This window comes from Pseudomonas sp. USHLN015 (assembly GCF_037153275.1).
GTDB lineage: Bacteria > Pseudomonadota > Gammaproteobacteria > Pseudomonadales > Pseudomonadaceae > Metapseudomonas > Metapseudomonas tohonis.
Map to the genome: position 1 here is coordinate 263,757 of NZ_JBBCKP010000008.1, position 24,948 is coordinate 288,704.

The 24,948-nt window shown below is 68.5% G+C and carries 24 protein-coding genes; 12 read left to right on the top strand and 12 right to left on the bottom strand.

The genetic code is table 11. The features are described 5' to 3' along the window. Positions 1–170 precede the first annotated feature (170 nt). Both WFQ67_RS17945 and WFQ67_RS17950 read left to right on the top strand, forming a co-directional pair. Positions 171–1,475, top strand: a complete 1,305-nt coding sequence (locus WFQ67_RS17945; protein WP_280527431.1) for a sensor histidine kinase — start codon at positions 171–173, stop codon at positions 1,473–1,475. 4 nt (positions 1,476–1,479) lie between these two features. Then, the gene (locus WFQ67_RS17950; RefSeq protein ID WP_213624698.1) at positions 1,480–2,391 is read left to right on the top strand and encodes a response regulator; all 912 of its coding nucleotides are present in this window, start codon (positions 1,480–1,482) and stop codon (positions 2,389–2,391) included. Between the two features lie 28 nt (positions 2,392–2,419). Here WFQ67_RS17950 and WFQ67_RS17955 read toward each other — a convergent pair whose 3' ends face one another. The 5 genes from WFQ67_RS17955 to WFQ67_RS17975 all read right to left on the bottom strand — a co-directional run bounded on the left by WFQ67_RS17955 (position 2,420) and on the right by WFQ67_RS17975 (position 7,746). Continuing rightward, positions 2,420–3,922, bottom strand: coding sequence for a PepSY domain-containing protein (locus WFQ67_RS17955; RefSeq protein WP_337057751.1), 1,503 nt, complete (start codon positions 3,920–3,922; stop codon positions 2,420–2,422). A gap of 10 nt (positions 3,923–3,932) precedes the next feature. Continuing rightward, the gene (locus WFQ67_RS17960; protein ID WP_337057752.1) at positions 3,933–6,098 is read right to left on the bottom strand and encodes a TonB-dependent receptor; all 2,166 of its coding nucleotides are present in this window, start codon (positions 6,096–6,098) and stop codon (positions 3,933–3,935) included. A gap of 54 nt (positions 6,099–6,152) precedes the next feature. After that, positions 6,153–6,548, bottom strand: coding sequence for a DUF2946 family protein (locus tag WFQ67_RS17965; protein ID WP_213624703.1), 396 nt, complete (start codon positions 6,546–6,548; stop codon positions 6,153–6,155). Positions 6,549–6,685: 137 nt separating this feature from the next. Continuing rightward, on the bottom strand, positions 6,686–7,063 hold the full coding sequence (locus WFQ67_RS17970) for a DUF4189 domain-containing protein (protein WP_173179912.1): 378 nt from the start codon (positions 7,061–7,063) through the stop codon (positions 6,686–6,688). A gap of 182 nt (positions 7,064–7,245) precedes the next feature. Next, positions 7,246–7,746: a hypothetical protein gene (locus WFQ67_RS17975; RefSeq protein WP_244862885.1), complete on the bottom strand. Its 501-nt coding sequence runs from the start codon at positions 7,744–7,746 to the stop codon at positions 7,246–7,248. Positions 7,747–7,943: 197 nt separating this feature from the next. Between WFQ67_RS17975 and WFQ67_RS17980 the strand changes: the two genes are divergently transcribed. Then, positions 7,944–9,587, top strand: coding sequence for a hybrid sensor histidine kinase/response regulator (locus tag WFQ67_RS17980; protein ID WP_213624705.1), 1,644 nt, complete (start codon positions 7,944–7,946; stop codon positions 9,585–9,587). 669 nt (positions 9,588–10,256) lie between these two features. On the opposite strand, the gene WFQ67_RS17985 is transcribed toward WFQ67_RS17980, so the two are convergent. After that, the gene (locus WFQ67_RS17985) at positions 10,257–10,880 is read right to left on the bottom strand and encodes a LuxR C-terminal-related transcriptional regulator (protein ID WP_213624707.1); all 624 of its coding nucleotides are present in this window, start codon (positions 10,878–10,880) and stop codon (positions 10,257–10,259) included. A 355-nt stretch (positions 10,881–11,235) separates the two neighbouring features. Between WFQ67_RS17985 and WFQ67_RS17990 the strand changes: the two genes are divergently transcribed. Continuing rightward, positions 11,236–12,066, top strand: coding sequence for a cache domain-containing protein (locus WFQ67_RS17990; RefSeq protein ID WP_213624709.1), 831 nt, complete (start codon positions 11,236–11,238; stop codon positions 12,064–12,066). Between the two features lie 36 nt (positions 12,067–12,102). Here the strand turns inward: WFQ67_RS17990 and WFQ67_RS17995 are convergent, their stop codons facing one another. Continuing rightward, positions 12,103–12,999 (bottom strand): TauD/TfdA dioxygenase family protein, encoded by an 897-nt coding sequence (locus WFQ67_RS17995; protein WP_213624711.1) that lies wholly within the window; start codon positions 12,997–12,999, stop codon positions 12,103–12,105. Between the two features lie 256 nt (positions 13,000–13,255). On the opposite strand from WFQ67_RS17995, the gene WFQ67_RS18000 reads away from it, so the two are divergent. Continuing rightward, complete coding sequence (locus WFQ67_RS18000) at positions 13,256–13,987, top strand: SDR family NAD(P)-dependent oxidoreductase (protein ID WP_337057753.1); 732 nt, start codon at positions 13,256–13,258, stop codon at positions 13,985–13,987. 216 nt (positions 13,988–14,203) lie between these two features. Here WFQ67_RS18000 and WFQ67_RS18005 read toward each other — a convergent pair whose 3' ends face one another. After that, entirely contained in the window at positions 14,204–15,247 is a 1,044-nt protein-coding gene (locus WFQ67_RS18005; RefSeq protein WP_337057754.1) for an NAD(P)H-dependent flavin oxidoreductase, read from the bottom strand. A gap of 92 nt (positions 15,248–15,339) precedes the next feature. Between WFQ67_RS18005 and WFQ67_RS18010 the strand changes: the two genes are divergently transcribed. The 4 genes from WFQ67_RS18010 (at position 15,340) to WFQ67_RS18025 (ending at position 18,569) form a co-directional block, all read left to right on the top strand. Next, on the top strand, positions 15,340–16,221 hold the full coding sequence (locus WFQ67_RS18010) for a LysR substrate-binding domain-containing protein (RefSeq protein ID WP_213624717.1): 882 nt from the start codon (positions 15,340–15,342) through the stop codon (positions 16,219–16,221). Positions 16,222–16,431: 210 nt separating this feature from the next. Next, on the top strand, positions 16,432–16,914 hold the full coding sequence (locus tag WFQ67_RS18015) for an HvfA family oxazolone/thioamide-modified RiPP metallophore (RefSeq protein WP_337057755.1): 483 nt from the start codon (positions 16,432–16,434) through the stop codon (positions 16,912–16,914). A gap of 73 nt (positions 16,915–16,987) precedes the next feature. Further along, the gene (locus WFQ67_RS18020) at positions 16,988–17,833 is read left to right on the top strand and encodes an HvfB family MNIO-type RiPP peptide maturase (protein WP_337057756.1); all 846 of its coding nucleotides are present in this window, start codon (positions 16,988–16,990) and stop codon (positions 17,831–17,833) included. After that, positions 17,826–18,569, top strand: coding sequence for an HvfC family RiPP maturation protein (locus WFQ67_RS18025; protein WP_337057757.1), 744 nt, complete (start codon positions 17,826–17,828; stop codon positions 18,567–18,569). Before WFQ67_RS18020 ends, WFQ67_RS18025 begins: the two co-directional genes overlap by 8 nt. Before the next feature lie 643 nt (positions 18,570–19,212). On the opposite strand, the gene WFQ67_RS18030 is transcribed toward WFQ67_RS18025, so the two are convergent. The 3 genes from WFQ67_RS18030 to WFQ67_RS18040 form a co-directional block, all read right to left on the bottom strand. Further along, the gene (locus tag WFQ67_RS18030; protein WP_337057759.1) at positions 19,213–19,710 is read right to left on the bottom strand and encodes an HvfX family Cu-binding RiPP maturation protein; all 498 of its coding nucleotides are present in this window, start codon (positions 19,708–19,710) and stop codon (positions 19,213–19,215) included. 120 nt (positions 19,711–19,830) lie between these two features. Beyond that, entirely contained in the window at positions 19,831–21,096 is a 1,266-nt protein-coding gene (locus WFQ67_RS18035; RefSeq protein WP_337057825.1) for a sensor histidine kinase, read from the bottom strand. A 41-nt stretch (positions 21,097–21,137) separates the two neighbouring features. After that, entirely contained in the window at positions 21,138–21,878 is a 741-nt protein-coding gene (locus tag WFQ67_RS18040) for a response regulator (RefSeq protein ID WP_213624727.1), read from the bottom strand. Between the two features lie 201 nt (positions 21,879–22,079). Between WFQ67_RS18040 and WFQ67_RS18045 the strand changes: the two genes are divergently transcribed. Continuing rightward, on the top strand, positions 22,080–22,346 hold the full coding sequence (locus WFQ67_RS18045; protein WP_337057760.1) for a DUF2790 domain-containing protein: 267 nt from the start codon (positions 22,080–22,082) through the stop codon (positions 22,344–22,346). A 36-nt stretch (positions 22,347–22,382) separates the two neighbouring features. Continuing rightward, on the top strand, positions 22,383–23,594 hold the full coding sequence (locus tag WFQ67_RS18050) for a cytochrome c biogenesis protein DipZ (protein WP_337057761.1): 1,212 nt from the start codon (positions 22,383–22,385) through the stop codon (positions 23,592–23,594). Between the two features lie 65 nt (positions 23,595–23,659). Here the strand turns inward: WFQ67_RS18050 and WFQ67_RS18055 are convergent, their stop codons facing one another. Further along, the gene (locus WFQ67_RS18055; protein ID WP_173180224.1) at positions 23,660–23,866 is read right to left on the bottom strand and encodes a tautomerase family protein; all 207 of its coding nucleotides are present in this window, start codon (positions 23,864–23,866) and stop codon (positions 23,660–23,662) included. 134 nt (positions 23,867–24,000) lie between these two features. On the opposite strand from WFQ67_RS18055, the gene WFQ67_RS18060 reads away from it, so the two are divergent. Beyond that, a complete protein-coding gene (locus WFQ67_RS18060; protein ID WP_337057762.1) occupies positions 24,001–24,921 on the top strand; it encodes a LysR family transcriptional regulator in 921 nt (306 codons plus the stop codon). Positions 24,922–24,948 lie beyond the last annotated feature (27 nt).

The following is a 24,948-nucleotide window of genomic DNA, read 5'->3' on the forward strand; positions in this document are numbered from 1 at the left end:
TAGGGTGGAGGTCGCCTTTTACCTCCACCGGCGGTGCTGCCGGCTAGCTCTACGCCACCCCGGCGGCCGGCCTGCGAATCCAGGTGTAAGGGAAATGAGACAGCTGTCACATGATGGCAACCTGTCACTGCTTGAATGACGCCCATTCTCAGTGGAAGGAGCCTTGGATCATGGCAGCCGAAAGCAGTCTGGCGCGCCTGCTCAAACCCGTCGCGGGGCTGGAACCGGCGATGAGCATCAGCGATGTGGCCGACCGGCTGCTGACCGCCGAGCACAAGACCTTCCTTTCCCTGCCGGTGGTGGATACCGAGGCCCGGCCGCTGGGCCTGGTGAGCCGCTACACCCTGCAGGACATCTTCATGCAGCGCTTCGGCCGCGACCTCTGGGGGCGCCGCCCGGTGAGCGAGGTGATGAACGGATCGCCCCTGGTGCTGAGCCTGGAGATGAGCCTGGAACAGGCGGCCAAGCAGATCACCGCCGAGTTGCAGTACCCCATCACCGAGGACTTCATCCTGGTGGACGGCGAGGGCCGCTACCAGGGCCTGGGCACGGTGCTCGACCTGCTCAAGGCCATGGAGCTGCGCATCGCCCAGCGCAACCAGGTGCTGCGCAAGGCCCTGGTGGATCTGAAGGAATCCCAGGCCCAGCTGGTGCAGTCGGAGAAGATGGCCTCCCTGGGCCAGATGGTCGCCGGCGTCGCCCATGAGCTGAACACCCCCCTGGGCTACGTGAAGAACAACGTGCAACTGCTCGACCAGCTCACCGCGCCGCTCACCGAGCTGGCCCGCAGCCAGGCCGCCCTGGCCGATTGCCTGCGCGACCCGGATTGCGACGAGCAGCGCCTGGGCGACGCCCTGGACGCCGCCGCGGCGATGCGCGAGCAGGTGGCGCCGGAGCTGTTGGCCGAGGACCTGCGCCAGCTGTTCGGCGACACCCTTTATGGCCTGGAGCAGATCGGCGAGCTGGTGGCCGGGCTCAAGGACTTCGCCCGCCTGGACCGCGCCATGAGCGAGGAAGTGGACCTCAACGACTGCATCCGCAGCGCGCTGTTGATCGCCCGCAACCACATCAAGGACAAGGCCGAGGTGATCCAGCAGCTCGGCGAGTTGCCGCGCGTGGCCTGTGCGCCGTCGCAGATCAACCAGGTGCTGCTCAACCTGCTGACCAATGCCGCCCAGGCCACGGTCGGCTTCGGTCGCATCCAGCTCAAGAGCTGGGCCGAGGCGGAGTGGGTGTGCATCTCGGTGCAGGACAGCGGCTGCGGCATGGCGCCGGAGGTGGTGCGGCGCATCTTCGACCCCTTCTTCACCACCAAGCCGGTGGGCGAGGGCACGGGGCTGGGCCTGTCCATCAGCTACAAGATCATCCAGGACCACGGCGGGAGCATTCGCGTGGCCTCTGAAGTGGGGCGCGGCACGCGCTTCCTCATCCGCCTGCCGCGCGTGCAGGCCCGTGAAATGAAACGGAGCGCCTGAGCCCATGACTTCGCCCATACGCGTGATGTTCGTCGACGATGAGGAGCGCATCCTGCGCAGCCTCGCCCTGCAGTTCCGCCGTGACTACGAGGTGGTCACCGAAAGCGACCCGCTGCGCGCCCTGGAGCGCCTGGCCCGGGAGCCGGTGCACATCGTCGTCAGCGACCAGCGCATGCCGCAGATGAGTGGCGCCGAGCTCTTGACCCAGGTGCGCGAGATGGCGCCGGACTGCCTGCGCATCCTGCTCACCGGCTACTCCGATCTCGATACGGCGGTGGAGGCGCTGAACAGCGGCGGCATCTTCCGCTACCTGACCAAGCCCTGGGACCCGCAGGAGATGGCCTTCACCCTGCGCCAGGCGGCCGAGATCGCCGGGCGCCAGCTGCCGGCACCGGCGCTGGAGGTGGCGGCCAGGCGCGAGCCGCTCAGCGTGCTGCTGCTGGACGAGGACCCGGAGACCCTGGCCAGCGTCGCCGACTTCTGCATGGACGGCGGCCACCGCCTGCTGCGTCCGCGCCACTTGGGCGAGGCTGTGGCGATGCTCAACGACGAGCCGGTGGACCTGCTGGTGGGCGACCTGAAGTTCGCCGGCGAAGACACCGCGCCACTGCTCAAGTCCCTGGCCCAGGCCCATCCACGGCTGCTCAGCCTGGTGGTGACGCCGTTCCGCGACACCCAGGCGCTGCTCAAGCTGATCAACGAGGCGCAGATCTTCCGTTACCTGCCCAAGCCGATCCGTCGCGGGCTGTTCGAAAAAGGCCTGAAGGCCGCCGCCGAGCAGGCCCAGGCCTGGCGCGCGCAGCCGCAGCGCGCCCCGGCCCGCCAGGCAGAAGCCCCGCGCGAGGGCCGCGAGCGGGAGAAGGTGGGCAGCCTGCTGGGCATGCTCGGGCGGTTGCGGGAGCGATTGAGCGCCTGAGCCCTCGACCGTCCCGTCGTCATCCGCATCAATGCTGGCGCATGAGCCCCCTTGAAACCGCTGGTGAGCGCAGCGCCCGGCGTTTGGGCCGCAACCGTCGCCAGCCGATCACCACGCCGCTGACGCTGATGGCGAGGCCACCGAGGCTGAAGGCGATGATCAGCAGCTCCCGCAGCAATGGCCGTTCCAGCAGCGGTTGCCAGTCCCAGCTGTGCAGCAGGTTGAACAGCCAGCGACCGGCGCGGCGGTTGTCGTCCAGCACATCCAGCACCGCGCCGCTGTAGGGGTCGATATGCACCCAGCTGTGGCCGGGGTCGTCGAAGGCCAGGCGCAGCAGCGGCAGGCGCTTCGGTTGGCCGCCGTACATGCTGGCTTCGCCGCGCGGGTAGTAATAGGTGTCGTAGGCCTCCAGCCAGGTGGCTTGCGCCACGGGCCGGGGCGCGGCGGCTTCCAGGGTGCTACGGGGCAGTTGCGCCAGGGCCGGGCCCGCCTTCGCCAGCGGCAGCACGCGGCTGTCGCCCCGGGCATCCAGCGCACCGAGGTAGGCCGCACCGCCAAGCATCCGCCATTGCAGTTCCACCGGTTCCAGGCCGGCTTCGTGGAAGCGTTGCAGGGCCTCCTCGACCCCGACCTTGAAGGCGCCAGCCCGCAGTTCGCCGCCCTGGAAATCCCGCGCGGCGAGGGGCGAGCGCCCTTCGGTGAGGTGCCAGGGGCGCATGGACATGAGGCCGCTGAAGATCCAGGCGATCAGCAGCAGGCCGAAGCCCAGCCCGGTGAGGTGGTGCCAGCGGGCGAACCCGGCCGGGTAGGGCGAGCGCGAGCCGCTGCGGTAGGGCCTGGAGAAGCGCCAGCGCAGCAGGCCGACCACGGCGCCCAGCACGGCCATCGCCGTGGCGGCCAGGGACAGGTAGATGACGATGCTGGCCCAGATGCCGTCCAGTAGGCCGCCGCGCAGCGGGTAGAGCCAGTGCAGCCAGGCGCCCAGGTAGTTCCAGGCGCGTTCGGCACGGCTGGCGTCGCGCACCACCTCGCCGGTGCGCGAGGAGACATAGAGCAGGCTGCGCGCCGCGTCGTCGACCCGCACCTTGTGCAGCGGGCGGTCGACGTCCAGGGCACGGCTGTGGCTCCACAGGTCTTCGTCAACCTCTTCCAGGTAATGGGCCTCGGCACCGCTGAACTGCCGCGCGCTGGCCAGGGCCTGCAACGGGCCCTGGGGCGCGAGCAGGCTGCCGTCGCGGGCGTCCACCGCGAGGTTGGCGTCGCGGTAGCCGAGCAGGTAGCGCGGCTCGCCGGCGATGCTGACCAGGCGCAGGCTCGAGGGCGCCTCGCTGCGCCCGGTGACCTTGAGTGCGACGGCGGGTTCCACGCAGCACCCCGCCGCCAGGGGCGGCAGCGGGGCGAGGCGCTCGGCCTGGGTCAGCTTGGGGTAGCCGACGTAGAGCATGACCATCCCCGAGACGAACCACAGGGCCATGAACAGGCACAGGCCGATGCCCAGCCAGCGGTGCCAGAGGTACAGGTGGCGTTTCATCCGGCGGCCCTCAGAAGCGCATGTCCAGGGCCAGCTCCAGGCTGCGTGGCTCGCCCAGGTAGTACTGCGCACCGGTCTGGTGGATGAAGCGCGCATAGACCTCGTCGGTGAGGTTGCGCAGGCGCGCGGTGACCTTGGTATCCGCGCTCAGGCGATGTTCGAGGAAGGCGCCGTAGAGGGTGTAGGAGGGCACCCACTGGGTGTTGGCGTTGTTGGCGTAGACCGAGGAGACGTAGCGCGCGTCGACGCCGGTGCGCCAGTCCTCGGCCAGCTCGTAGGTCAGCCAGAGGTTGGCCAGGCGGTCCGGGATGTTGACCGGGGTCTTGCCCTTGCGCGAGACGTTGGCGCCGCTGACCACTTCGTTGAACTCGTCGAAGCGCGCGTCGACCCAGGCGAAATTGCCCTCGACGGTCAGGGCGGGCGTGAGCCGGTAGGACGCGGCGATCTCGATGCCATCGGAGGTCTGCTGGCCGGCCTGGACGGTGCTGTTGGGGTTGTTGGCATCGGCGATGGGGAAGTCCTTGCGCACGATGCGGTAGGCGGCGACGGTCGCCGAACCACGGCCTTCGTCGAAGTCCAGCTTGCTGCCCACTTCCACCTGGCGCCCGGTGCTCAGGTCGTAGTCGCGGACCTGGGTGAAGCTGGCGCCGGTGAGGGTGCCTCCCGGCGGTTCGGCCGAGGTGCTGTATTGCACGTAGAGGTTGGCGTCGGAGGTGAACTGCCAGACCAGCCCGGCGCGGCCGGTGACGGCGTCCCAGCGGCGCTCGAAGGAAGCTGGCGCGTTGGCGCTGACCGCGCCGTGGTTGCGGGCGTCCAGCTCGATGTGGTCGTAGCGCAGGGCGGTGACCAGGGCCAGTTCGTCGGTGAGCTGCTGGCGGTTCTCGGCGAAGCCGGAGGTGGTGCGCACCTCGTTGCTGCGGGCCTTGACCAGGCCGCCGGCCATGCCGGGAATGTCGTCGAAATGGCCGGGGTCGAAGGCGCCGGGCAGAACGGTGTCGAAGATCGCCGAGGAGGAGCGCGGGTAGACCGCCTGCTGGTTGACGCTGTAGTCGAGGCCGAAGGCCCAGTCGCTGGCCCGGCCGAGCAGCTCGCCCTTGTGCAGGAACTCCACGCGGTTGCCGTTGAGCTCCTGGTCGTGGCGCTGCAGGTAGGCGCCGGTGCGCTGGATGGCGCTGTTGCCGGCGGTGTAGCGATAGGTCTCCAGGTTGCGGTAATCGCGCTGGCCTTCGTAGTGGTAGAAGGTGTTGCGCAGGCTGCTGGCGTCATCGAAGCGGTAGTCGGTGATCGAGCGCAGCCAGCGGGTGCGCTGCTCGTAGCGGCCGTCCTCGACGTTGTAGTTGGAGAAGCGGTCGTGGCGGTCGATCTTCAGTTCGCCGGCCTTGGGGTTGAGGGTCGGCGCGCCCCAGTAGGGGCTGTCTTCCTTCTCATCCAGGTATTCGATGGCCAGGGTGTGGGAGAGGTTGTCGGTGAGGTCGCTGAGCAGGGAGAAGGCGAAGTTGCCGGCACCGCGCTCCTGGCGGTCGATGTAGCCGTTGCCGTCGTTGCGGCTGTAGTCCAGGCGCGCGTAGTGGTGCGGGCCGGGACCGTCGTTGAGCACGCGGTTGACGCCGATGGAGACCTCGCGGTCGTCGAAGCGGGCATAGCGGATGCGCGCCTCGCCGCTGTTCTCGCGGCTGGCCAGGCGGGTGACGTAGTTGAGGCTGCCGCCCACCGAGCCGCTGCCATGGAGGAAGGAGGAGGGGCCGCCGATCAGCTCGACGCGGTCGTAGATCCAGGCGTCCACCGGGCGGTTGGCGCTGGTGTATTGCAGGCTGATGCCGTTGAACAGCTGGTTGACCTGGGCGCCGTTGAAGCCGCGGTAGGCCACGTAGCCGCCCCAGCCGGGCGGGGCCGAGGCGTTGACCCCGGGCAGGGCGTTGGCGACATCGAGGAAGTTGCGCGCGCCGATGCGTTCGATCTTCTCGCGGTCGGCGATGGCCACCGAGGCGGGGTTCTCACGCGGGCTGAGGCCCAGGCGCGAGGTGCCTTCGGCGGCGGCATCGAGGTCCAGGCCGGGTTTTTCCCGGTCGGCGCTGATGGTGCTGGCGGGCAGTTCCAGGGGGTCGCTGGCGTGTTGGGCGTAGGCGGGCGAGCAGGCACAGGCCAGCAGCACCAGGCAGGTGTTTTTCGGGTTCATCGGCTCTTCCTTGTCGAGCGTGCACGGGTGATCCGGCGCGGGAGCGCCAGGTGGTCAGGCGAGCAAGGAAGAGACGGGGGAGGCGCGGGGGTTGAGGGAGGGCCAGAGTTCGCGCGGCGGCGGTTGCGGCCAGCTGTGGGCATCCAGCGGGGTGGCGGGGACGCCGAGGAAGGCGTCGATCTGCCAGCCGAGGCTGCTGAGGGCCACGGCGGGCGCGAAGGAGGAGCAGAGCGGGCAGCTGTACTGGGCCGCGAGCTGGGGCAGTTGCTTGCCGCTGTCGTCGATCCCGGCGCCCTGGGTGTCGTTGGCCGAGCAGAAGGCGCCGCCGAGGCCGCTGAGGGCCAGGCCGCTCATCTGGCCGTGGTGGATACCGCAGGCGAACAGGCTGAACAGGACGCTTGCGTAGAGCATCCAGGCGATCAGCGGGCGTTCGGTGCGGGTGAATTTCATGGGCGGCGACTTTAGCAGGTCATCGGGCCGCTCGGGAGTGGCCTTTCGTGGCGTTTTGCCGCAGGGCCGTGCACGAGGAAATCACGGGCGGCGTGGGCATTCGGCGCGCACCGGATCAGCCGGCGGCGCCCCCGCGATCACTCGCTGTTGCAACCCCAGCTGCGCACCACGCAGGCGTTTCCGCCACGCTCCTGGCATTCGGAAATGGCGCGGGCCTGGGCATTGCCGGCGTTGAAGTCGGCGCCCCAGCCATAGGCGGTGGAGCCGTTGACCTGGTCGGCGGCGTAGGCGGCGCAGCCGCTCTCGAAGTCCAGCACCACCTCGCAGCCGCTGCCGCACTCGCTCAGCGCGCGGTCCTGGGCCTGGGAGAGGTCCGGGTAGTCGTAGGCGAAGCCGTATTGCAGGCCCTGGTTGCTGTCGATGGCCAGGGCGCCAGCGGCGTGCACCTGGGTGGCGGCCAGGCCGAAAGCCAGGCACAGGGAAAGGTTGCGGGCGATCGCAAGGGTCCGTTGCATGATGAGTCCTCTTAGGCCCGCAGGATGGGAAGGAAGGGAAAGGCGGGTGGGCGAAGACTAAAGGGATGCGCCGGTCGTTGCTAGTAGTTCGCCATCATGGCGTGCAAGGTGCAGCCGGTTGCGCCTTGGAGGGGATGCGGCGCAGCGGCAACCACGCCGCGAGGCGTGGTTGCCGAGTGCGATCACTGGCTGCCGCTGGAACCGCCGGAGGAGCTGCCGCTGCCGCCCGAGGAGCCCGAGCCACCCGTGCCGCCGGTTCCTGCCGGGGCGCCGGTGCCGCTGCCGCCCATGCCACCGGTGCCCGCACCGCCGGTCCCGGAGCCGGTGCCGCCCGTGCCCGCTCCACCGGTTCCCGAGCCGCCGGTACCGCCGGTCCCCGTTCCGGTTCCCGTACCGCTGCCATCGGTGCCCGGGGTGGGAGCGCCGCCCTGGCCACCGATGCCGCTGCCCGTGCCGCTGCCCGTGCCGGTGCCGCCGGGCGCACTGGGGCCACCGACGCCATTGCCGGGCGACTGGGTACCCGAGCCGGTGCCACTGTCGGTCGAGGGGGAGGTGGGGGAACTGGGCGTGCTCGGGCCGGGCACGGTGGGGCCGGTGCCGCCATCGGTCTCGGCCAGTGCGGTGAGGGAGGCGCCGGCCAGGCAGCCGGTGAGGATGAAGGCAGTCAATTTGTTCAGTCTCATGGAGTTCTCCAGGTGCTGTGGGTTACATGGAATACGGCCCACGGCGCCCGGAAGGGTTCGAGAAGAATGATCAACGGTGGCCGCGCGCCATCGGTCAGCGAGGTGCCGTGCCGCTTGATCAGCGGCGACCGCGACGCATAAGGTTGCACCCTTCAGGAAGGACCAGACCTGGCCCAGCCAGGCAGAAAGGATGTTGCATGCCCGCTTTTCGCCGTAGCGCACTCGACACCGAACGCTCCCAGGCCGTCGTCCGGCTGGTCATCGCCAGCCTCGCCACGCTCTACACCGCAGTGGCCGAACTCCTCGGCCGCATGCCGGAAGACAAGGCAGTCCCCATCCTCATCTACAACACGCTGTTCCTGGCGGTCTCATTCGTGTTGCTGACGAGCATCGTGCGCTGGCCGGGGGTGTACCCTTCGCGCCGGCTGTTCTCCATGGCCCACGACTACGCCGGCATCGGCTTCTCGATGATCGTCGGCGGGCCGGCGATGCTGCCGGCCTACGGCTTGTTGCTGTGGGTGACGGTGGGCAACGGCCTGCGCTTCGGTTCGCGCTACCTGGCGGTCTCGACCCTGCTGGCACTGGTGGCGCTGGCGGTCATCACCGCGCTCAACCCCTACTGGCAGGAGCAGCCCTACATGGTGCTGACGCTGGTGGTGACCACCATCATCGTGCCGGCCTACGTGAACATCCTGCTGGGCCAGGCGCGGCGGGCCACCGAGGCGGAGAGTGCGGCCAACCTCGCCAAGTCGCGCTTCCTGGCCCAGGCCAGCCATGACCTGCGCCAGCCGATCCACAGCATCAGCCTGTTCACCGCGTGCCTGCGCGACGCCGACCTGGGCCATGAGGAACGCCAGCTGGTGGACAGCATCGACAAGTCGCTGCACAGCGTTTCCCAGTTGTTCCGCTCGATCCTCGACATGTACAGCCTCGATGGCGGCAAGGTGGTGCCGCGCACCCAGCCGGTGGCGCTGGAAGCCCTGCTGCAGGACCTGGTGCGGCAGAACGCCGAGGCCGCGCGCTGGGCTGGGGTGCGCATCCAGCTGCGGGTGCCGCCGCAACTGCACGTGCAGGCCGACCCGCACCTGCTGTCGACCATGGTGCAGAACATTCTCTCCAACGCCCTCAAGTACGCCCCTGGCCGCCCCGTGCTGCTTGGCTGCCGGCGGCGTGACGGGCGCATCGCCATCGAGGTGCACGACCAGGGTCGCGGTATTCCGCCGCAGCACCTGGCCAATGTCTTCGATGAGTTCTACCGGGTGCGCCAGGTGCGTGACCGCGACATCGAAGGCGTCGGCCTGGGCCTGGCCATCGTCAAGCGCCTGGCCCAGCTGATGGGCCTGGAAATCCGCATCGCCTCGCGCCTGGGGCGTGGCACCAGCGTGGCCATCGAAGGCCTGCAAGGCTGCGAAGCGCCGCGCCAGGCCCCTTTGCCGGCGCGCTCGCAGCTGCCGCTGCGCATGCTCGACGGCCTGCGGGTGATGCTCATCGAGGACGATGGTGCCGTGCTGCGCGCCACGGCGACGCTGCTGGAGAAGTGGGGCTGCGTCGTCGAGGCACGGCCTTCGTTGCCGCCGGGCGAGGTGCAGTGCGATCTGGTCATCACCGATTTCGACCTCGACACCGAGACCACCGGGGCCGACTGCATCGAACGCATCCGCGCCCGCAGCGGCTGGAAGGTGCCGGCGGTGGTGATCACCGGTCACGAGGTGAAGCGGGTGCAGGAGCTGGTGGCCGACCCGGACATCCCGATCCTTTCCAAGCCCCTGCACCCGGCCGAGCTGCGCTCGGTGCTGATGGCGCTGAAGCTGGGCATGCCGGAGACGGCCGCGGCGGGTTGAGGCGCGGCGCCATGGGAGGGAGCGAATTCATTCGCTCTGTCTGCGTTAGCTGTTGTGAATTCACGAGAGCGGCGCTTTCAGGACTCTTCTGGATTCCTGGCAGGCCCACCGCATGGGTTTCGCTTCGCTCTACGCCATCCTACGAAAGCCGTCAGCTGCGGTAGTGATGCGCACATCAATATGAAGTGAGGCATCAGAGTTGAAGCAGCCGCCTAACGCCCCTTCAGGAGGCCGAGCGCAATCATCGTTTCAGGGGTTGAGCGACATGGATGTCGCGAGAGGCGTACCGGGCCATGGATGGCCCGTTACGCCGTGCCCCTGAAACGATGATGGAGCGAGGGGAGTCTGGCGAAGCCAGACCCGTATGCAGGGGCAAGTTTTTTGGTTCCTTTTCACCGGGCTGGCGTTCCAGCGATTGGAAAAGGGACTCGCCCGGGGGGGGCGAAACCAGAGACATCAGCAAAGCTCGGCAATCAACCGAGCTCGTAACCTTCTGGCAATACCTAACCCAGACAGAGCGAACTCATTCGAGATAGGAGCATCCGGTTACTCGCGGCCACGTGCCTGTTGAAGGTCTTTCGCGGCTGAAGCCGCTCCTACGGAGACAGCCTGAAGCCGGGCCGGATATTGCGTGTTGGGCCTCGCTGCGCTCGGCGCCAACCTACGAAATCAGATGCCCGCCTTGGCGGCCTTGGCCGCTGCAGCGGCGCGGGTGTTGACGCCCAGGGCGCGGAGCAGCGAGGAGACGTGGATGCGCACGGTGAAGGGGGAGATGTCCAGCTCGCGGGCGATTTCCTTGTTCGACAGGCCGCCGACGATCAGCCGCAGCACGTCCTGCTGGCGGGGCGTGAGCTGGGTCAGTTCGGCATCGTGGGCGAGCAGCCCGGTTTCGCCGAAACGCACCACGAAGTCACCGTCGCGGATGGCCAGCAGCGCCTCACCGACTTCGTCCGGTGCCGTGGCCTTGCCGATGAAGCCGTCGGCACCGGCGGCCATCACCTCGTCCACGGCCTTCTGGCTGTCGACCATGGAGACGATGACGATGGAGCTGCGCTTGAAGGCCTGGCGCAGCGCGCCGATGGCCTCGACGGATTGCCCGGGGAAGAGCAGGTCGAGGATGAACATGCTCGGCGTTTCTCCCTCACGGGCCAGGGCCAGTACCTCGTCCATGCTGCCGGCTTCCTCCACCCGGGCGGTGGGGAGCACGCGCTGGACGATACGCCGCAGGCCATCGCGGAATACGGGGTGATCGTCGGCGACGATGATGCATTCGGAACGGTTTTCTTCGGACATCCGTTTATTGTCTTGTTCTCGGGGAAGCCAGGCGCCATCGACGGCACGTCGACCTGGCGACACGGCTTCGGAAATCGACTGCCTGCGCACAGCAGCGGGTGATTCTTCCTGAAAGTGTGTCAGGGTAGAGACAAATCGCCTCGCACGCCATCGTACAAATCACTGCGTCGACCATCGGCAATTTCACTGCCAGCTCATGCAAAGACGCCCGAATCCACTCTCGTTCGCAGGAGATCGCCCCGAATCCATGGCGAGCGCCTGGCGTTATCCAGAGCCTGTACGAAAATGTGGAAGGATTTCTTCCCTGTAGGCCAACCGGCCGCTGTCGTCGCCCCTGGCGCGAGGAGTTGCATCCATGTTCCGAACCATTGCCCTGGCCCTCTGCCTGTCGTTCACCGGGCTGGCGTCGGCAGACCCGGCGGCGGACGCCGAGAAGGCGCGCGCCTTGCTGGACCGCGCGGTCGACTACTACCAGAAGCAGGGCGACGCGGCGCTGGCGGCGTTCAGCCGGCAGGGCGAGTTCATCGAGGACGATCGCTACGTGTTCGTGGTGGATACCCACGGCGTGATGCTGGCCAGCGGCGGTCCTTCGGCCGTGCTGATCGGCCGGGACGTGTCGCAGGTGCTGGAGCCCGAGTTGCGCGAGGCCTTCCAGAAGGTGCTGGCCACCACCGAGCATCAGGGCGTGCAGACCGCCGAATACCGCTGGAAGAACTGGCGCGACGGCCGGGTGGAGCGCAAGGAGGTGTATTTCCGCCGGGTCGGCGAGCGCATCATCGCCGTCGGCCATTACCTGCCCCGGGCCACGCCCGAGCAGGCGCATCAGTTCATGGCGCGCGCAGTGAAGGCGATGCAGGCCGATGCGGCCGGCAGCATCAAGGCGATCAACGCGCTGTCGCCGGCATTCCGCGAGGACGACCTGTATCTCTTCGTCGTCGACCTGCAGGACCGCCGCTACGTCGCCCACGGCTACAACCTGCGCCTGGTGGGCGTTGACTTCGCCACCATCGACGACCCCGAGGGCAAGCCGGTGGGTGCGCCGATCCTCGAGTTGATGGCCAAGGCCGACCAGGGCGACTACGAGTACCGCTGGAAGAACCCGGTGACCGGCAAGGTGGAGTACAAGCACGCGCTGCTGCGCAAGGTCGGCCACTACCTGGTGGTGACCGGCTACTACAGCGACTGATGCGTGCGGGGGCTGCCGGCGCAGCCCCCTGCGGGGCTAGCGGGTGGGGGCCTCGCCGACCACGGTGGTGCGGTACATCTCGCGGCGCATGCCGTGGTAGTCGGAAATCGGCAGGTGCCAGGTGCTGCGGTTGTCCCAGATCGCCAGCGTGCCGGGGCTCCAGCGCATGCGGCAGGTGAAGGTCGGCTGGGCCGCGACGCCGAACAGGTGGGTCAGCAGCGCGGTCGCCTCCGTGGGGCGCAGCCCTTCGATGCCGCTGGTGTAGGCCGGGTTGACGAAGAGCACCTGCTGCCCGGTTTCCGGGTGGCGGGTGATCAGCGGGTGGCTGCGCACCTCGTCGTCCGTGGCTTCGCCGAAGCGGATGTCCATGTTTTCCAGCATCCTGTTGTGCGCCGCACCGACGCCATAGGCGCGCTCGGGGCTGTGGATGGCGTCGAGCCCCTGGAGGAATGCCCGCAGGGGCGGGGACAGCCAGTCGTGGGCCAGCGCCAGGTTGGCGAAGAAGGTGTCGCCGCCGAAGGGCGGGATGTCCTTGCCGTAGAGGAGGGTGAAGGCCGGCGGCCTGGCCTGGAAGGACCAGTCGGTGTGCCAGGCTCCGCCGAACACCACGGGGCTCTTCTCGTCGGCTTCCTTGACCACATGGACCACGTTCGGGTGGTCGGCCATGCCCTTCACATAGGGCTCGCGGCCGAACTCGCCGAAGGCCAGGGTCACCCGTTCCAGGTCCTCGATCTCCAGTTGCTGGTCCCGGATGAACAGCACCTTGTGGTGCAGCAACGCCTGGCGCAGTTCGGCGAAGCCCTCGCCGTCGAGCCGCTTCAGGTCGACACCTCTGACGTCGGCCCCCAGCGCGCCGGTGGCGGGCACGGCCTGGAAGTGGCGGGTCTCCAGGGCGCGGTTGACGCTGGGATGGACATGGAAGAACTCGAACATCGGGGCCACCTCTTGTCGTTGTCATGGGCGTGCTCAGCATGGCCAACGCGGGCGCTCCCCGCCACGGCGACTCCGGCCAAAATCCGGTCGCCCACGCTCATCCGCCGCCCGTATCGCCGGTCGATTGATTACCCGGCGTATCAACTGAAGTGATCCATGGCGGATTTTTCGGCTCGATGCTCACAAATACAGTGCGCTGCAACGGCAACGCGGCCCGACCGCGGCCACGACACGAGCCATCCAAGAGGAACCGAACATGAGCAAGCAGACCGTCGTCATCACCGGCGCATCCAGCGGCATCGGCCTGGGCCTGGCCCGCGCCTTCATCGACCAGGGCTACAACGTGGTCGGCACCGCGCGCACCGCCGAGCGCCTGCGTGAAGCCGCCGCGAGCCTGGGCGACCCGGCCGGGTTCATCGGCGTGGCCGGGGACGTCGCCGACCCGGGCACCGCCTCCAGGGTGTTCGCTGCGGCGCTGGAGGCGTTCGGCAGCGTCGAGGTGCTGGTCAACAACGCCGGCGTCTTCCTGCCCAAGCCCTTTATCGACTACACCGCGCAAGACCTGGAAACGCTGCTGGACACCAACCTCAAGGGCGTGGTCTACAGCAGCCAGGTGGCCGCCGCGCACATGGCCGCGCAGGGTGGCGGACGCATCATCAACATCTCCGCCGCCGTGGCCCTGCAGCCCAACATCCGGGTGCCCGCCGCGCTGCCGGTGCTGATCAAGGGCGGCATCAACCAGATGACCCGCGCGCTGGCGCTTGAGCTGTCGCCGCACAACATCCAGGTCAACGCGGTGGCGCCCGGCATCATCGAGACGCCGATGCACGACCCGGCCAACCGCGAGTTCCTCAACGGCCTGGCGCCGTCGGGGCGGATCGGCACGGTGCAGGAGATCGCAGCGGCAGTGCTGTACCTGGCCGGTGCCGGCTTCACCACGGGCGTGGTGCTGGCGGTGGACGGCGGCATGAGCAGCGGGACCTGGTGACCAGGAGGTGATGAGAAAGGGAGGCTTCGAGCCTCCCTTTTTGTCTTTACGTTCGTGTGTGTCCGGGCTACGTCCTGCCACGGGGGTAGGTTGGGTTGAGGTACGAAGCCCAACGCAGCGCAGCCGAGACACGCTCCGTTGGGCCTCGCTGTGCTCGGCGCCAACCTACGGCACAGCGCTGCCTCTACGAGCCCCATTCCAAGGCACGCCCCTGCGTCACGCAAGTTCGTCGGCGAGGGTGGCCACCAGTTCGGCGGCGGGCAATGCCCGGGCCAGCGGTGCGCCCTGGCCGGCCCACTGCACGGCGTAGTCGTCGCAGCCCTTGGCCGAGGCGGCCGCGTGCAGGGCCTTGGCGGCGTCGTAGGTGATGGGGTAGTCGGGCAGGGCGGAGGCCTGGGGGTGGCCGACATCGCTGAACAGCCGGTTCGGCAGCCCCCGTGCGGAGCGGCCGGAGATGGCCGCGGTGAGGGCGGTGCGCTCGACTCGTGGGCTTTGCATGGCTGCGCGGTAGGCGGCGTTGGCGGCAGATTCCGGGCAGAGGATGAAGGCGGTGCCGAGCTGCGCGCCGCTAGCGCCTAGTTGCAGCGCCGCGCGGATGCCGGCGCCGTCCATGATGCCGCCGGCGGCGATGACCGGCAGGCGGGTCCGGCTGGCCAGGGTGCGGGTGAGGGCGAAGGTGCCGATCAGCGCATCCTGCTCGGGCTCGAACACGCCGCGATGGCCGCCCGCTTCGACGCCCTGGGCGACGATGGCGTCGATCCCGGCCGCTTCGATCAGCCGCGCCTCGGCCAGGTTGGTGGCGGTGGCGAGCAGGCGGATGCCCCGGCCGCGCAACGCGTCGATCCACTCCTGCGGCGGCAGGCCGAAGTGGAAGCTGACCACGGCCGTGGCCTCTTCCAGCAGCACCTGGAGCATGGCCGGGTCGTCGAGGAAGCTGCGGTAGATCTCGCGCAGCGCGGCCGGCGGTTCGGCGTCGAATTCGGCGAACAGCGGGCGCAGGTGCTCCAGCCAGGCCCGTTCACGCGCGGGGTCGGGCTGGGCGGGCGCGTGGCAGAAGAGGTTGACGTTGAACGGCTTGGCGGTCAGTGCGCGGGTATCGCGGATCATCGCCCGGGCCTGCTCGGGCGTGCTGGCGCCGATGCCGATGGAGCCCAGCGCACCGGCGTTGGACACGGCAGCGGCGAGCTTCGGCGTGGAGACACCCACCATGGGCGCTTGGATGAGGGGGATGTCGATCCCCAGGAGTTCGGTGATCAGCATGTGTCGGCAGGCCTCTGGGTCAAGGGTTGGCTTGACGTAAAATCTCATAATGAGAATATTCAGATCAACTTGTTCTCTGTAAGAGATTGAAAGTGGACCTGACCAGCCTCGAGATCTTTCGCGCCGTCGCCGACGAGCAGAGCGTGACCCGTGCGGCCCAGCACCTGCAGCGGGTGCAGTCGAACGTCACCACGCGCATCAAACAACTGGAAGACGAACTGGGCGTGCACCTGTTCCTGCGCGACGGCAAGCGCATGACGCTCACCGACAAGGGCCGCGAATTCCTCGCCTATGCCGAACGCCTGCTGGCACTGGCGGCGGAGGCGCGGCAGTCCATGCACCCCGACGTGGCGGGCGGGACGCTGCGCCTGGGGAGCATGGAAAGCACGGCGGCCAGCAGGCTGCCTCCGATCCTGGCGCGTTATCACCGTGCTCACCCGGGGGTCGCCCTGGAGGTTTCGACCGGCACCAGCCAGGCCCTGATCGAGGGGGTGCTGTCGAGCCGCATCGACTGTGCCCTGGTGGCGCACCCCGATGCGCTGCGCCGCGAGGACCTCGACGGCCAGGCGCTGGAGCGCGGTCTCTGCGCCATGCCGGCCTTCAATGAGGAACTGGTGATGGTGCTGCCGCCGGACCACCCGCCAGCGGCCTCGCCCGGGGATATCCGCGTCGGCACGCTGGCCTGCTTCGCCCGGGGTTGTACCTACCGCATGCTCGCCGAGCGCTGGCTGGCCGGGCAGCGCACCGAAGGCACACCAGTGCAGGTGCGCGAGGTGGGGTCCTACCACGCCATCCTCGCCTGCGTCAGCGCCGGGGACAGCGCCGGCATCGTGCCGCGCTCGGTGCTCTCGCTGTACCGGGAGAGCCCGGCGGTCACCGCGCTGGCGGTGATGCCGGTGGATACGCTGCTGGTCTGGCGCGAGGGTTACGCCACAGCGGCCTTCCAGCGCCTGCGCGAGGCGATCGCCGGCTAGCTCATTGTGTATCGCTGTGTATCTCGCCGCGCCGGTCCCGGGACTGGCTTACAAATGCTCCCTTTCACGGATACGCCACGGATACAGGGCCAGGGCGAAATAGCCCCAACCCCGAACCGATGCAGCAACGGCCTGCGGTTCGAGGGTTCCAACGCCCCCAGTGGCACGATCCGCGCGGCACCGCCCGCGCCCTGTATCCGGAGAAGCACCATGTCCCACACCCCGCTCGCGAACACATCCCGTATCGGCCTGCTCGCCGTGGCCCTGGCCGGCGGCCTCAACATCGCCTCGTCCGCCGCCTTCGCCGTCGAGGCATTGCCCCAGGGCTACCAGCTGGCCGCCGCCGACAAGGCCGCCGAAGGCAAGTGTGGCGAAGGCAAATGCGGCTCCAGCGGTGCCAGCGCCAAGGCGACCCAGGACGAAGGCAAGTGCGGGGAGGGCAAATGCGGTGAAGGCAAGTGCGGCGACGCCTCGTTCGCCCGCACCGACACCGACCACGACGGCCGCGTCTCCCTCGCCGAGCTGCTGGCGGTGGCGCCGAAGGGCGGCGAGGAGTTCAAGGCGATCGACACCAATGGCGATGGCTACCTGTCCGAGGCGGAGGTGTACAGGTTCCGCAGCAACCAGTACCTCTCCAACGGCAAGAAAGTGCCCACGGAACTGTTCACCCACATGAGCCAGGCGAAGGACTGAGTCGCCGCCCACGCCCCCCAAGTAACCCTCCTGCGCCCCTGGCCGGGAGGGTTCGCGCTTTCTGGAGCCCCTCATGAACACAGCCTCCCTGCACGGCGCCGGCCTCGGCCTGCGCCGCGCCCTGATGCCCGAGCTGCTGGCGATGGACGCCGGCGCCCTGGACTTCCTCGAATGCGCGCCGGACAACTGGATCGGCGTCGGTGGTCGCTTCGGCGATGGCCTGGCGCAACTGGCCGAGCGCTTCCCGCTGAGCTGCCACGGCCTGTCGTTGTCCCTGGGCGGCCCGGCACCGCTGGATCTGGAGCTGCTGCGGCAGACCCGGCGCTTCCTCGACCGCCACCACGTGGCCTGCTTCAGCGAGCACCTGAGCTACTGCTCCGACCAGGCCCAGCTCTACGACCTGCTGCCGCTGCCGTTCACCGAGGAGGCGGTGCACCACGTGGCCGCGCGCATCCGCCAGGCGCAGGACGTGCTCGGCCGGCGCATCGCCGTGGAGAACATTTCCTACTACGCCGCGCCCTACCAGGCACTGAGCGAGATCGACTTCCTCCGCTCGGTGCTGGAGGAGGCCGATTGCGACCTGCTGCTGGATGTCAACAACCTCCATGTCAACGCCATCAACCACGGCTACGACGCGGCGGCCTACCTGGCGGCGATCCCGGCCGGACGGGTGGCCAGCCTGCATGTGGCCGGCCACTACGACGAGGCGCCGGACCTGAAGATCGATACCCACGGCGCGACGGTGAAGGGCCATGTCTGGCACCTGCTGGAACTGGCCTACCGGCGCTTCGGCCCGCTGCCGACCTTGCTGGAGCGCGACTTCAACTTCCCGCCCCTGGTGGAGTTGCTGGAGGAGGTGGAGCAGATCCGCGCGCGGCAGCACGCCGCCACCGGCTGGCCGGAGGTGCGCCATGGCTGATGAGCTGCACGCCCAGTTGCTGAGCCTGGCCCGACATGTACGTGACCCGCAGCGCTACGCGCCGCCGCCAGGCATCGAGGCGCGGCGCCTGGCGGTCTACCGGCAGCTGTTCTTCGGCAATGTCGAGGGGCTGCTGGCGGGGGGCTTCCCGGTGCTCCGTGCCTGCCTGGGTGACGCGCGGTGGCAGGCGCTGGTGCGCATCTTCTACGCCGAGCATCACTGCCGTACGCCGCTGTTCACCGAGCTGGCCGGGGAGTTCGTGGCCTTTCTCGAAGGCGGTGGCGGTGATGACCCGGACCTGCCATGGCTGGCGGAGCTGGCCCACTACGAGTGGGTGGAAAGCGCACTGCTGCTGAGCGACCTGCAGGAGCCCGGGCACGACCCGGCAGGCGACCTGCTCGACGGCGTGCCACTGCTCTCGGCGCTGGCCTGGCCGTTGGCCTATGCCTGGCCGGTGAGCGAGATCGCCCCGGGGTTCCTGCCGCAACGGATGCCGGAGCAACCGACACTGCTGCTGGCCCGGCGCGGTGCGGATCAGCAGGTGCATTTCTCGCGTTTGGCCCCGCTGGCCCATGCCTTGCTGGCGTCCCTGCAGGCACGCGAATGCAGCGGTTTGCAGCACGTGCAGATGCTGGCCGAAGCCATTGGCGTGGAGGTGGAGGCCATCCTGCCGCCGGGCCTGGCATTGCTGGAGAGCCTGCGGGAGCAAGGCGTGGTAATCGGGACGCGGCTATAAGCAGGTGCTCGGCTGTAGGAGCGAGCTCTGCTCGCGAAGCCATACCTCCTGGGGATTGATAGGCGTTACGTAACGAATATGTGGCGCGTTACGTAACGCTAAATAGAACGGCCACGTCTGCGTTGGCCGCTGCTGTTTGAGAGGACGTGCGGAACGCCCACGCAAAGGCCAGCTCCGTGTGGATGCACAGCATGGGTTTCGCTGTGCTCTACCCATCCTACGGGCGTGTGAAGCCCCGGTGCCTGGGCAAGCGCGGAGGCCTGCGCGGCGTAGGGTGGACCACGCTTTACCGGTCCACCAAGCGAAGTAATGCCGGGCACCGCTGGTGGATGAAAAAAGCGTCATCCACCCTACGCAAGGCGTAGCTCCGTGCGGCTGCTCAGCATGGGTTTCGCTGCGCTCTACCCATCCTACGGGTGTGCGAGGCCCCGGGACCCGGGCAAGCGCGGAGGCCTGCGCGGCGTAGGGTGGACCACGCTTTACCGGTCCACCAAGCGAAGTAATGCCGGGCACCGCTGGTGGATGAAAAAACCGTCATTCACCCTACGCAAAGGCCAGCTCTACCCATCCTTTCAACGGGACCAGGCTGGGCATCGAAAAGCCCGCGCATCGCTGGATGTGCGGGCTTTTTGCTGGGCGCGGATCAGGCCTTGCGGCGTAGCAGGGCGTCGAGGCTGAGGCGGCCGGCGCCGTTGAGGAGCAGGGGGAGGGCGGCGACCAGGTAGATCAGCGGCAGCTTGTAGTTGCCGTAGCCCTTGTCGCTGATGGAGTAGCCCAGGGCGAGCTCGGCGAGGCTCGACCAGTGCGCCGGCCAGTGCACGGCGGCGATGGCGACGACGGTGATGATCATCAGCACGAATGCGGCGAAGCGGGTGCCGAGGCCGAGCAGCAGGAGCAGCGGGGCGATCAGTTCGGCCCACATGGAGAGCTGCCAGTTGAGCCCTGCAGGGAGCAGGTCGAAGGGGAACGGGAAGGCGGCGTTGATCGGCTCGAACCAGTTGTCGCCGTTCCATTTCTCCAGGCCCGATTCGAAGAATTCCCAGGCCAGGAACAGGCGCAGGGGGATGTCCGCGCCCCAGTCGCCCAGTCGGGCGAGGCGGTTGCAGGCCTGTTTCAAGGGGGTGGGTGCCAGTGACGTCATGGGGAGTGCCTCGGATCGGGGCGCTGGACGGGGTGCCCGCGCGGTGAGGCCATGCTCGCCGCCGGTCTTGTCCCGCGTGTGTCCGCCCGGCGGCGCTGTGTATCCCGGTGTATCCGTGGCTCAGCCTGTTACATCCAGCTCCAGTTGCGCGCAGAGGCCGCCGCCTTCGCGGTTGCACAGGGTGAGACGGGCGCCCAGGGCCTGGCTCAGCTGCTGGGCGATGGCCAGGCCCAGGCCGGTGCCGCCGGTGTCGCGGTTGCGCGAGCCCTCCACGCGGTAGAAGGGCTTGAAGACCTGTTCCAGCTCCGCCTCGTCGATCCCCGGGCCTTCGTCCAGCACCTGCAGGCGCACGCGGCCGGGTCCATCCTCCAGCACCCGCAACTCGGCATTGCCACCGAACTTGAGGGCGTTGTCGATGAGGTTGCTCAGCACCCGTCGCAGCGCGTGCGGCCGCGTCTCCAGCAGCGCACCGGTGCGGCCTTCGAGGCTCACCGCCTGGCCGCTGTCCTGGTAGTCGAGCACCAGGCTGTCGAGGAAGGCGTCCAGCGCCACGCGGCAGACGGCTTCGCGGCCGCCGTCCAGGCTGCGCGCGTAGGCGACGCCCTCGCGCACCAGGTGCTGCATTTCGTCGAGGTCGCTCCACAGGCGTTCGATTTCGGGGGTGCTGTCCATCTGCTCCACACGCAGCTTCATGCGGGTGATCGGCGTCTGCAGGTCGTGGGAGATCGACGCCAGCAGCTGCATGCGCTCCTTGAGGTAGGCGGCGATGCGGCCTTGCAGGGCGTTGAAGGCGCGGGCGGCATGGGCGACCTCGCGCGGGCCGGTCTCGGCCAGCGGCGTGGCGGGCGTGTCCGGGTCGAGCTGGTCGACGGCACTGGCCAGGCGGGTGAGGGGGCGGATGGCCATGCGCACGGCGAGCCAGGTGCACAGCAGCAGAACTGCCAGTTGCAGGGTGAGCATCAACGGCAGCCAGCCGGCCATGGGAATGGGCGCGGGAGTCACGTCCAGGGTCAGCGGGTGGCCGTCGCGCAGTCGCATGTGCACCTGGAAGTGCGGCGCGGGCCCTTCGAGGGTGGCGAAGCTCAGGGCGTAGTCCTTGCCCAGGGCGCGCTCGATGGAGGTGGCGGCCATGGGCGCCGCGCTCATGTCCATGGGCGTGCCCGGCAGGCCCGGGTCCAGGCGGTAGCGGTAGTTCGGCCGCTCCAGCAGCGGCAGCCAGGCCGCGCGCTCCTGGGCGGGGAGGCGGTCGATCAGGGCGACGACGGTGCTCACGTCCATTTCCAGGTTGTTGAGCATCATGCTGCGGCCGGTCTGGTAGCGCTCGTAGAACTGCGAGCTGAAGGACATGCCGTAGGCGAGCACCAGGCCGCTGAGGAAGATCAGCATCAGCCGCGCGGCCAGCGTCCGTGGCCAGTGGAGGAGGGTGCTCACGACAGGGGCTCGATCAGTTGCACGGGCAGGGAGAAGACGTAGCCCTCGCTGCGTACGGTCTTGATGCAGGCCGGCTCGCGGGCGTCGTCCAGCAGGCGTTGGCGCAGGCGGCTGACCAGCAGGTCGATGGACCGGTCGAACACGTCGGCCTCGCGGCCCTGGGTCAGGTTCAGCAATTGCTCGCGGCTGAGCACGCGCTGCGGGTGGTCGAGGAAGACCCGCAGCAGGCGGTACTCGGCGCCGCTCAGGGCGACCATGGTGCCTTCGGCGTCGAGCAGGTGGCGTGCACTGGTGTCCAGGCGCCACTGGCCGAAGCCGATCAGGCGGCTGCTTTCGCTGATCTGCAGGTTCGGCGGCAGCATGCGGGTGCGGCGCAGCACAGAGTTGATCCGGGCCAGCAGCTCGCGGGCGGAGAAGGGCTTGGTCAGGTAGTCGTCGGCGCCCATCTCCAGGCCGACGATGCGGTCGGTCTCCTCGCTGCGGGCGGTGAGCATCAGCACCGGGGTGGACCTGTGCCTGCCCACGCGCAGCTCGCGGCAGAGCTTCAGGCCGTCTTCGCCGGGCATCATGATGTCGAGCACGATCAGGTCGACCGTGTTGCCGTCGAGAAAGCCGCGCATCTGCCGGCCATCGGCCGCCAGGCTCACGCGCAGGCCGTTCTTCTTCAGGTAGTTGCCGACCAGCTCGCGGATTTCCCGGTCGTCGTCGACGATCAGGATGTGGTCGATGTGGTCCATGGAGCGTTCCTCGGAGGGTGTCGGCGCTAGTGTATCGACGTCGCGCCCGCTTGCCCGCTGCCCTTTGTATTGCAGTGTATACACGGCGCGTTTGTTACCTGGCGCGGCAAATCGGCGGCGCTTCCGACACAGTGGCGATACCCCCTGGCCTTGCAATGGAGGCCCGGCAACCCGGCCGGCTTCCATCACCAGGAGATCGACATGAAATCACTCGCCCGTACCGCCGCCTTCGCCCTGTCGCTGGTCCTGCCGCTGCTGGGCTCCGGCCTGCAGGCGGCGGAGACCCTGCCCGTCGAGCAGTACCACTACGGCATGCAGCTGGATGTGCAGAAGGTCCTGGCGCTGCACGAGGCGCCGACCGTGCTCTGCCAGGTCGTCGAAGCCCGCATGGACTACCTGGATTCCCAGGGCCGCGAACACCGTCTCGCCTACCTGAAGCACGCCACGGCCTGCCAGGACAGCAACTGAGCCGTTGCCCCCGAAATCGCCTGCGCCGAGGTGCCCATGCTGCTCATCGCCTTCATCGGCGGGGTGCTGACCCTGTTCAGCCCCTGCATTCTTCCCGTGCTGCCGCTGCTGTTGTCGCGCTCCGGCGGTTCGACCAGTTCGACGCTGCTGACCCTGCTCGGCCTCGCCTCGGGCTTCGCCGCGCTGGCGAGCCTGGCGGCCGTTTCCGCCGACTGGGCCATCGAGGCCAGCACCTGGGGGCGCTGGGTCGCCCTGGCGGTGCTGGGCTCATCGGCGCTTGCGTTGCTTTCCAGCCGTGTCGCCAACTGGCTTTCCCGGCCCTGGCTGTGGCTGGCCGAGCGCCTGCACGGCCAGGCACGACGGCTGCCGTCGGCACTTGCGGCCTGGCTGCTGGGCTGTGCCACGGGCCTGCTGTGGGCGCCCTGCGCGGGGCCGATCCTCGGGCTGATCCTCTCCGGGGCGATGCTCGATGGCCCCAATGCCTCCACCAGCCTGCTGCTGTTCAGCTTCGGCCTGGGCAGCGCGACCGCTCTGGCGGTGGCGATCTTCCTCGGGCGCGGCGTGCTGCAGCGCCTGCGACCGTCATTGCGGCTGGTCGGCTGGCTGCGCCGCGGCACGGGCGTGGTGGCGATGCTGGCGGTGGTCGGCATCGCCAGCGGTCTCGGCCCGCGACTGGCCGGCGCCGGCTCATCGGCCCTGGCTTCGGGTCTCGAAGCTCGGGTGCTCGATGATCTGCCGGAGCTGCTGGAGCATCTGGTCGGCGATGCCCGCGCGGATGGGCGGCTGCCCGACCTGGGCCCCGCACCGTCGCTGGGGGGCGCCAGCCAGTGGCTTAACAGCCCGTCGCTGGACATGCAGGCGCTGCGCGGCAGGGTGGTGCTGGTGGATTTCTGGACCTACGACTGCATCAATTGCCGCAACAGCCTGCCTCATGTGAACGAGTGGGCACGCCGCTATGCCGACCAGGGGCTGGTGGTGATCGGGGTGCACACGCCGGAATACCCCTTCGAGCGGGTCGAGGCGAATGTACGCCAGGCCATCACGCGCCTGGGCATCCGGCACCCCGTGGCCACCGACAACCAGTACCGGGTGTGGCGCGCGTTCGACAACCAGTACTGGCCGGCGCACTACTTCATCGATGCCAGGGGGCGCATCCGCCACATGCATGCGGGGGAGGGGCGTTATGCGGAGCAGGAGGCGGTGATCCAGGCGCTGTTGAAGGAGCGGGATGAAGCGGCGCAACGCTGAACAGGAGGGCTGACGGAAAAAAGGGAGGCACCGGGCCTCCCTTTTGCACCTGCTGCCGGCTGGCCTCAACCGGGCGGGTTCCTGCGGTACTCGGTGGTGGTGATGCCGGCGTAGCCCCAGTTATCGGTGTCGACTTCCTCGATGACGATATGGGTGAGGTGCGGGTCCTTGCCCAGGACCCGTTGCAGGGTGTCGGTGATCTCGGCGATGACCTGGGCCTTCTGTTCGCGGGTGACGCCGTCGCGGGTGATGCGGACGTTGACGAATGGCATCTGGAGTTCCTCTGGAGGGGGCGGATGGCGCCGAGGCACGTGGCGTTCGGCGGGGGTGAGGGAACTGTATTTGTTCCGTTTCGCTGGATAAATGTAGGATCGGAAACTTCAGTTGATACCCGGTGTAATCAATCGTGAAGCGTCATTTCGAAGACATCCAGCTGGGCAGCATCGAGCTGTTCTGCCTTGCCGCGGAGGAAGGCAGTTTCACGGCGGCCGCGCTGGTGGCCGGGGTCACGCCGGCGGCGGTCAGCCGCTCCATTTCACGCCTGGAGGAGCGCCTGGGCACGCGGTTGTTCCAGCGCACGACGCGCAGCATCCGCCTTACGGAAAGCGGGCGTGGCTACTTCGAGCAATGCCGCCAGGCGCTGACCCAGCTGATCGAGGCCGAGCGCGACATGATGGGCCGCCAGCAGGAGCCGACGGGCCAGCTGCGCATCAGCATTCCCACCACCTACGGTCACCACCGCATCCTCCCGGTGCTGGCGCGCTTTCGCGAGCGCTGCCCGGGGGTGAAGCTCGACATCCACCTGAGCAACCGCAACATCGACTTCGTCGGCGAGGGCTACGACCTGGCGATCCGCGTGCGCGCGTTGCCCGATTCGACGCTGATCGCCCGGCACCTGGAAGACGCCGCCCTGGTGGTGGTGGCCAGCCCGGACTACCTGGCCAGGGTTCCGGCGCCGCAATCCCTGGAGGAGCTGGCCGAGCACGACTGCATCCAGTTCGAGCTGCCCAGCAACGGCCGACGCATCCCCTGGCTGTTCAACGAACGGGGCCAGGAGCGGGAGCTGCTGCTGACGGGCAACTACTGCTGCTCGGACGATGTGCTCGGCGGCGTGACCCTGGCCAAACACGGCGCGGGGCTGTTCCAGACCTACCGCTTCATCGTCGAGCGGGAGCTGGCGGAGGGGACGCTGGTGGAGGTGCTGCCGGCGTTCGGCGGGCGTTCGCGGCCTTTCACCCTGCTGTATCCGCAGGGCCGGCACATGCCCTTGCGCCTGCGCGCCTTCATCGAGTTCCTGATGGCGTGCAAGCGCGAGTGGAAGGTCTGAAACCGGGCCCTTGAACAGTGCCCGGAT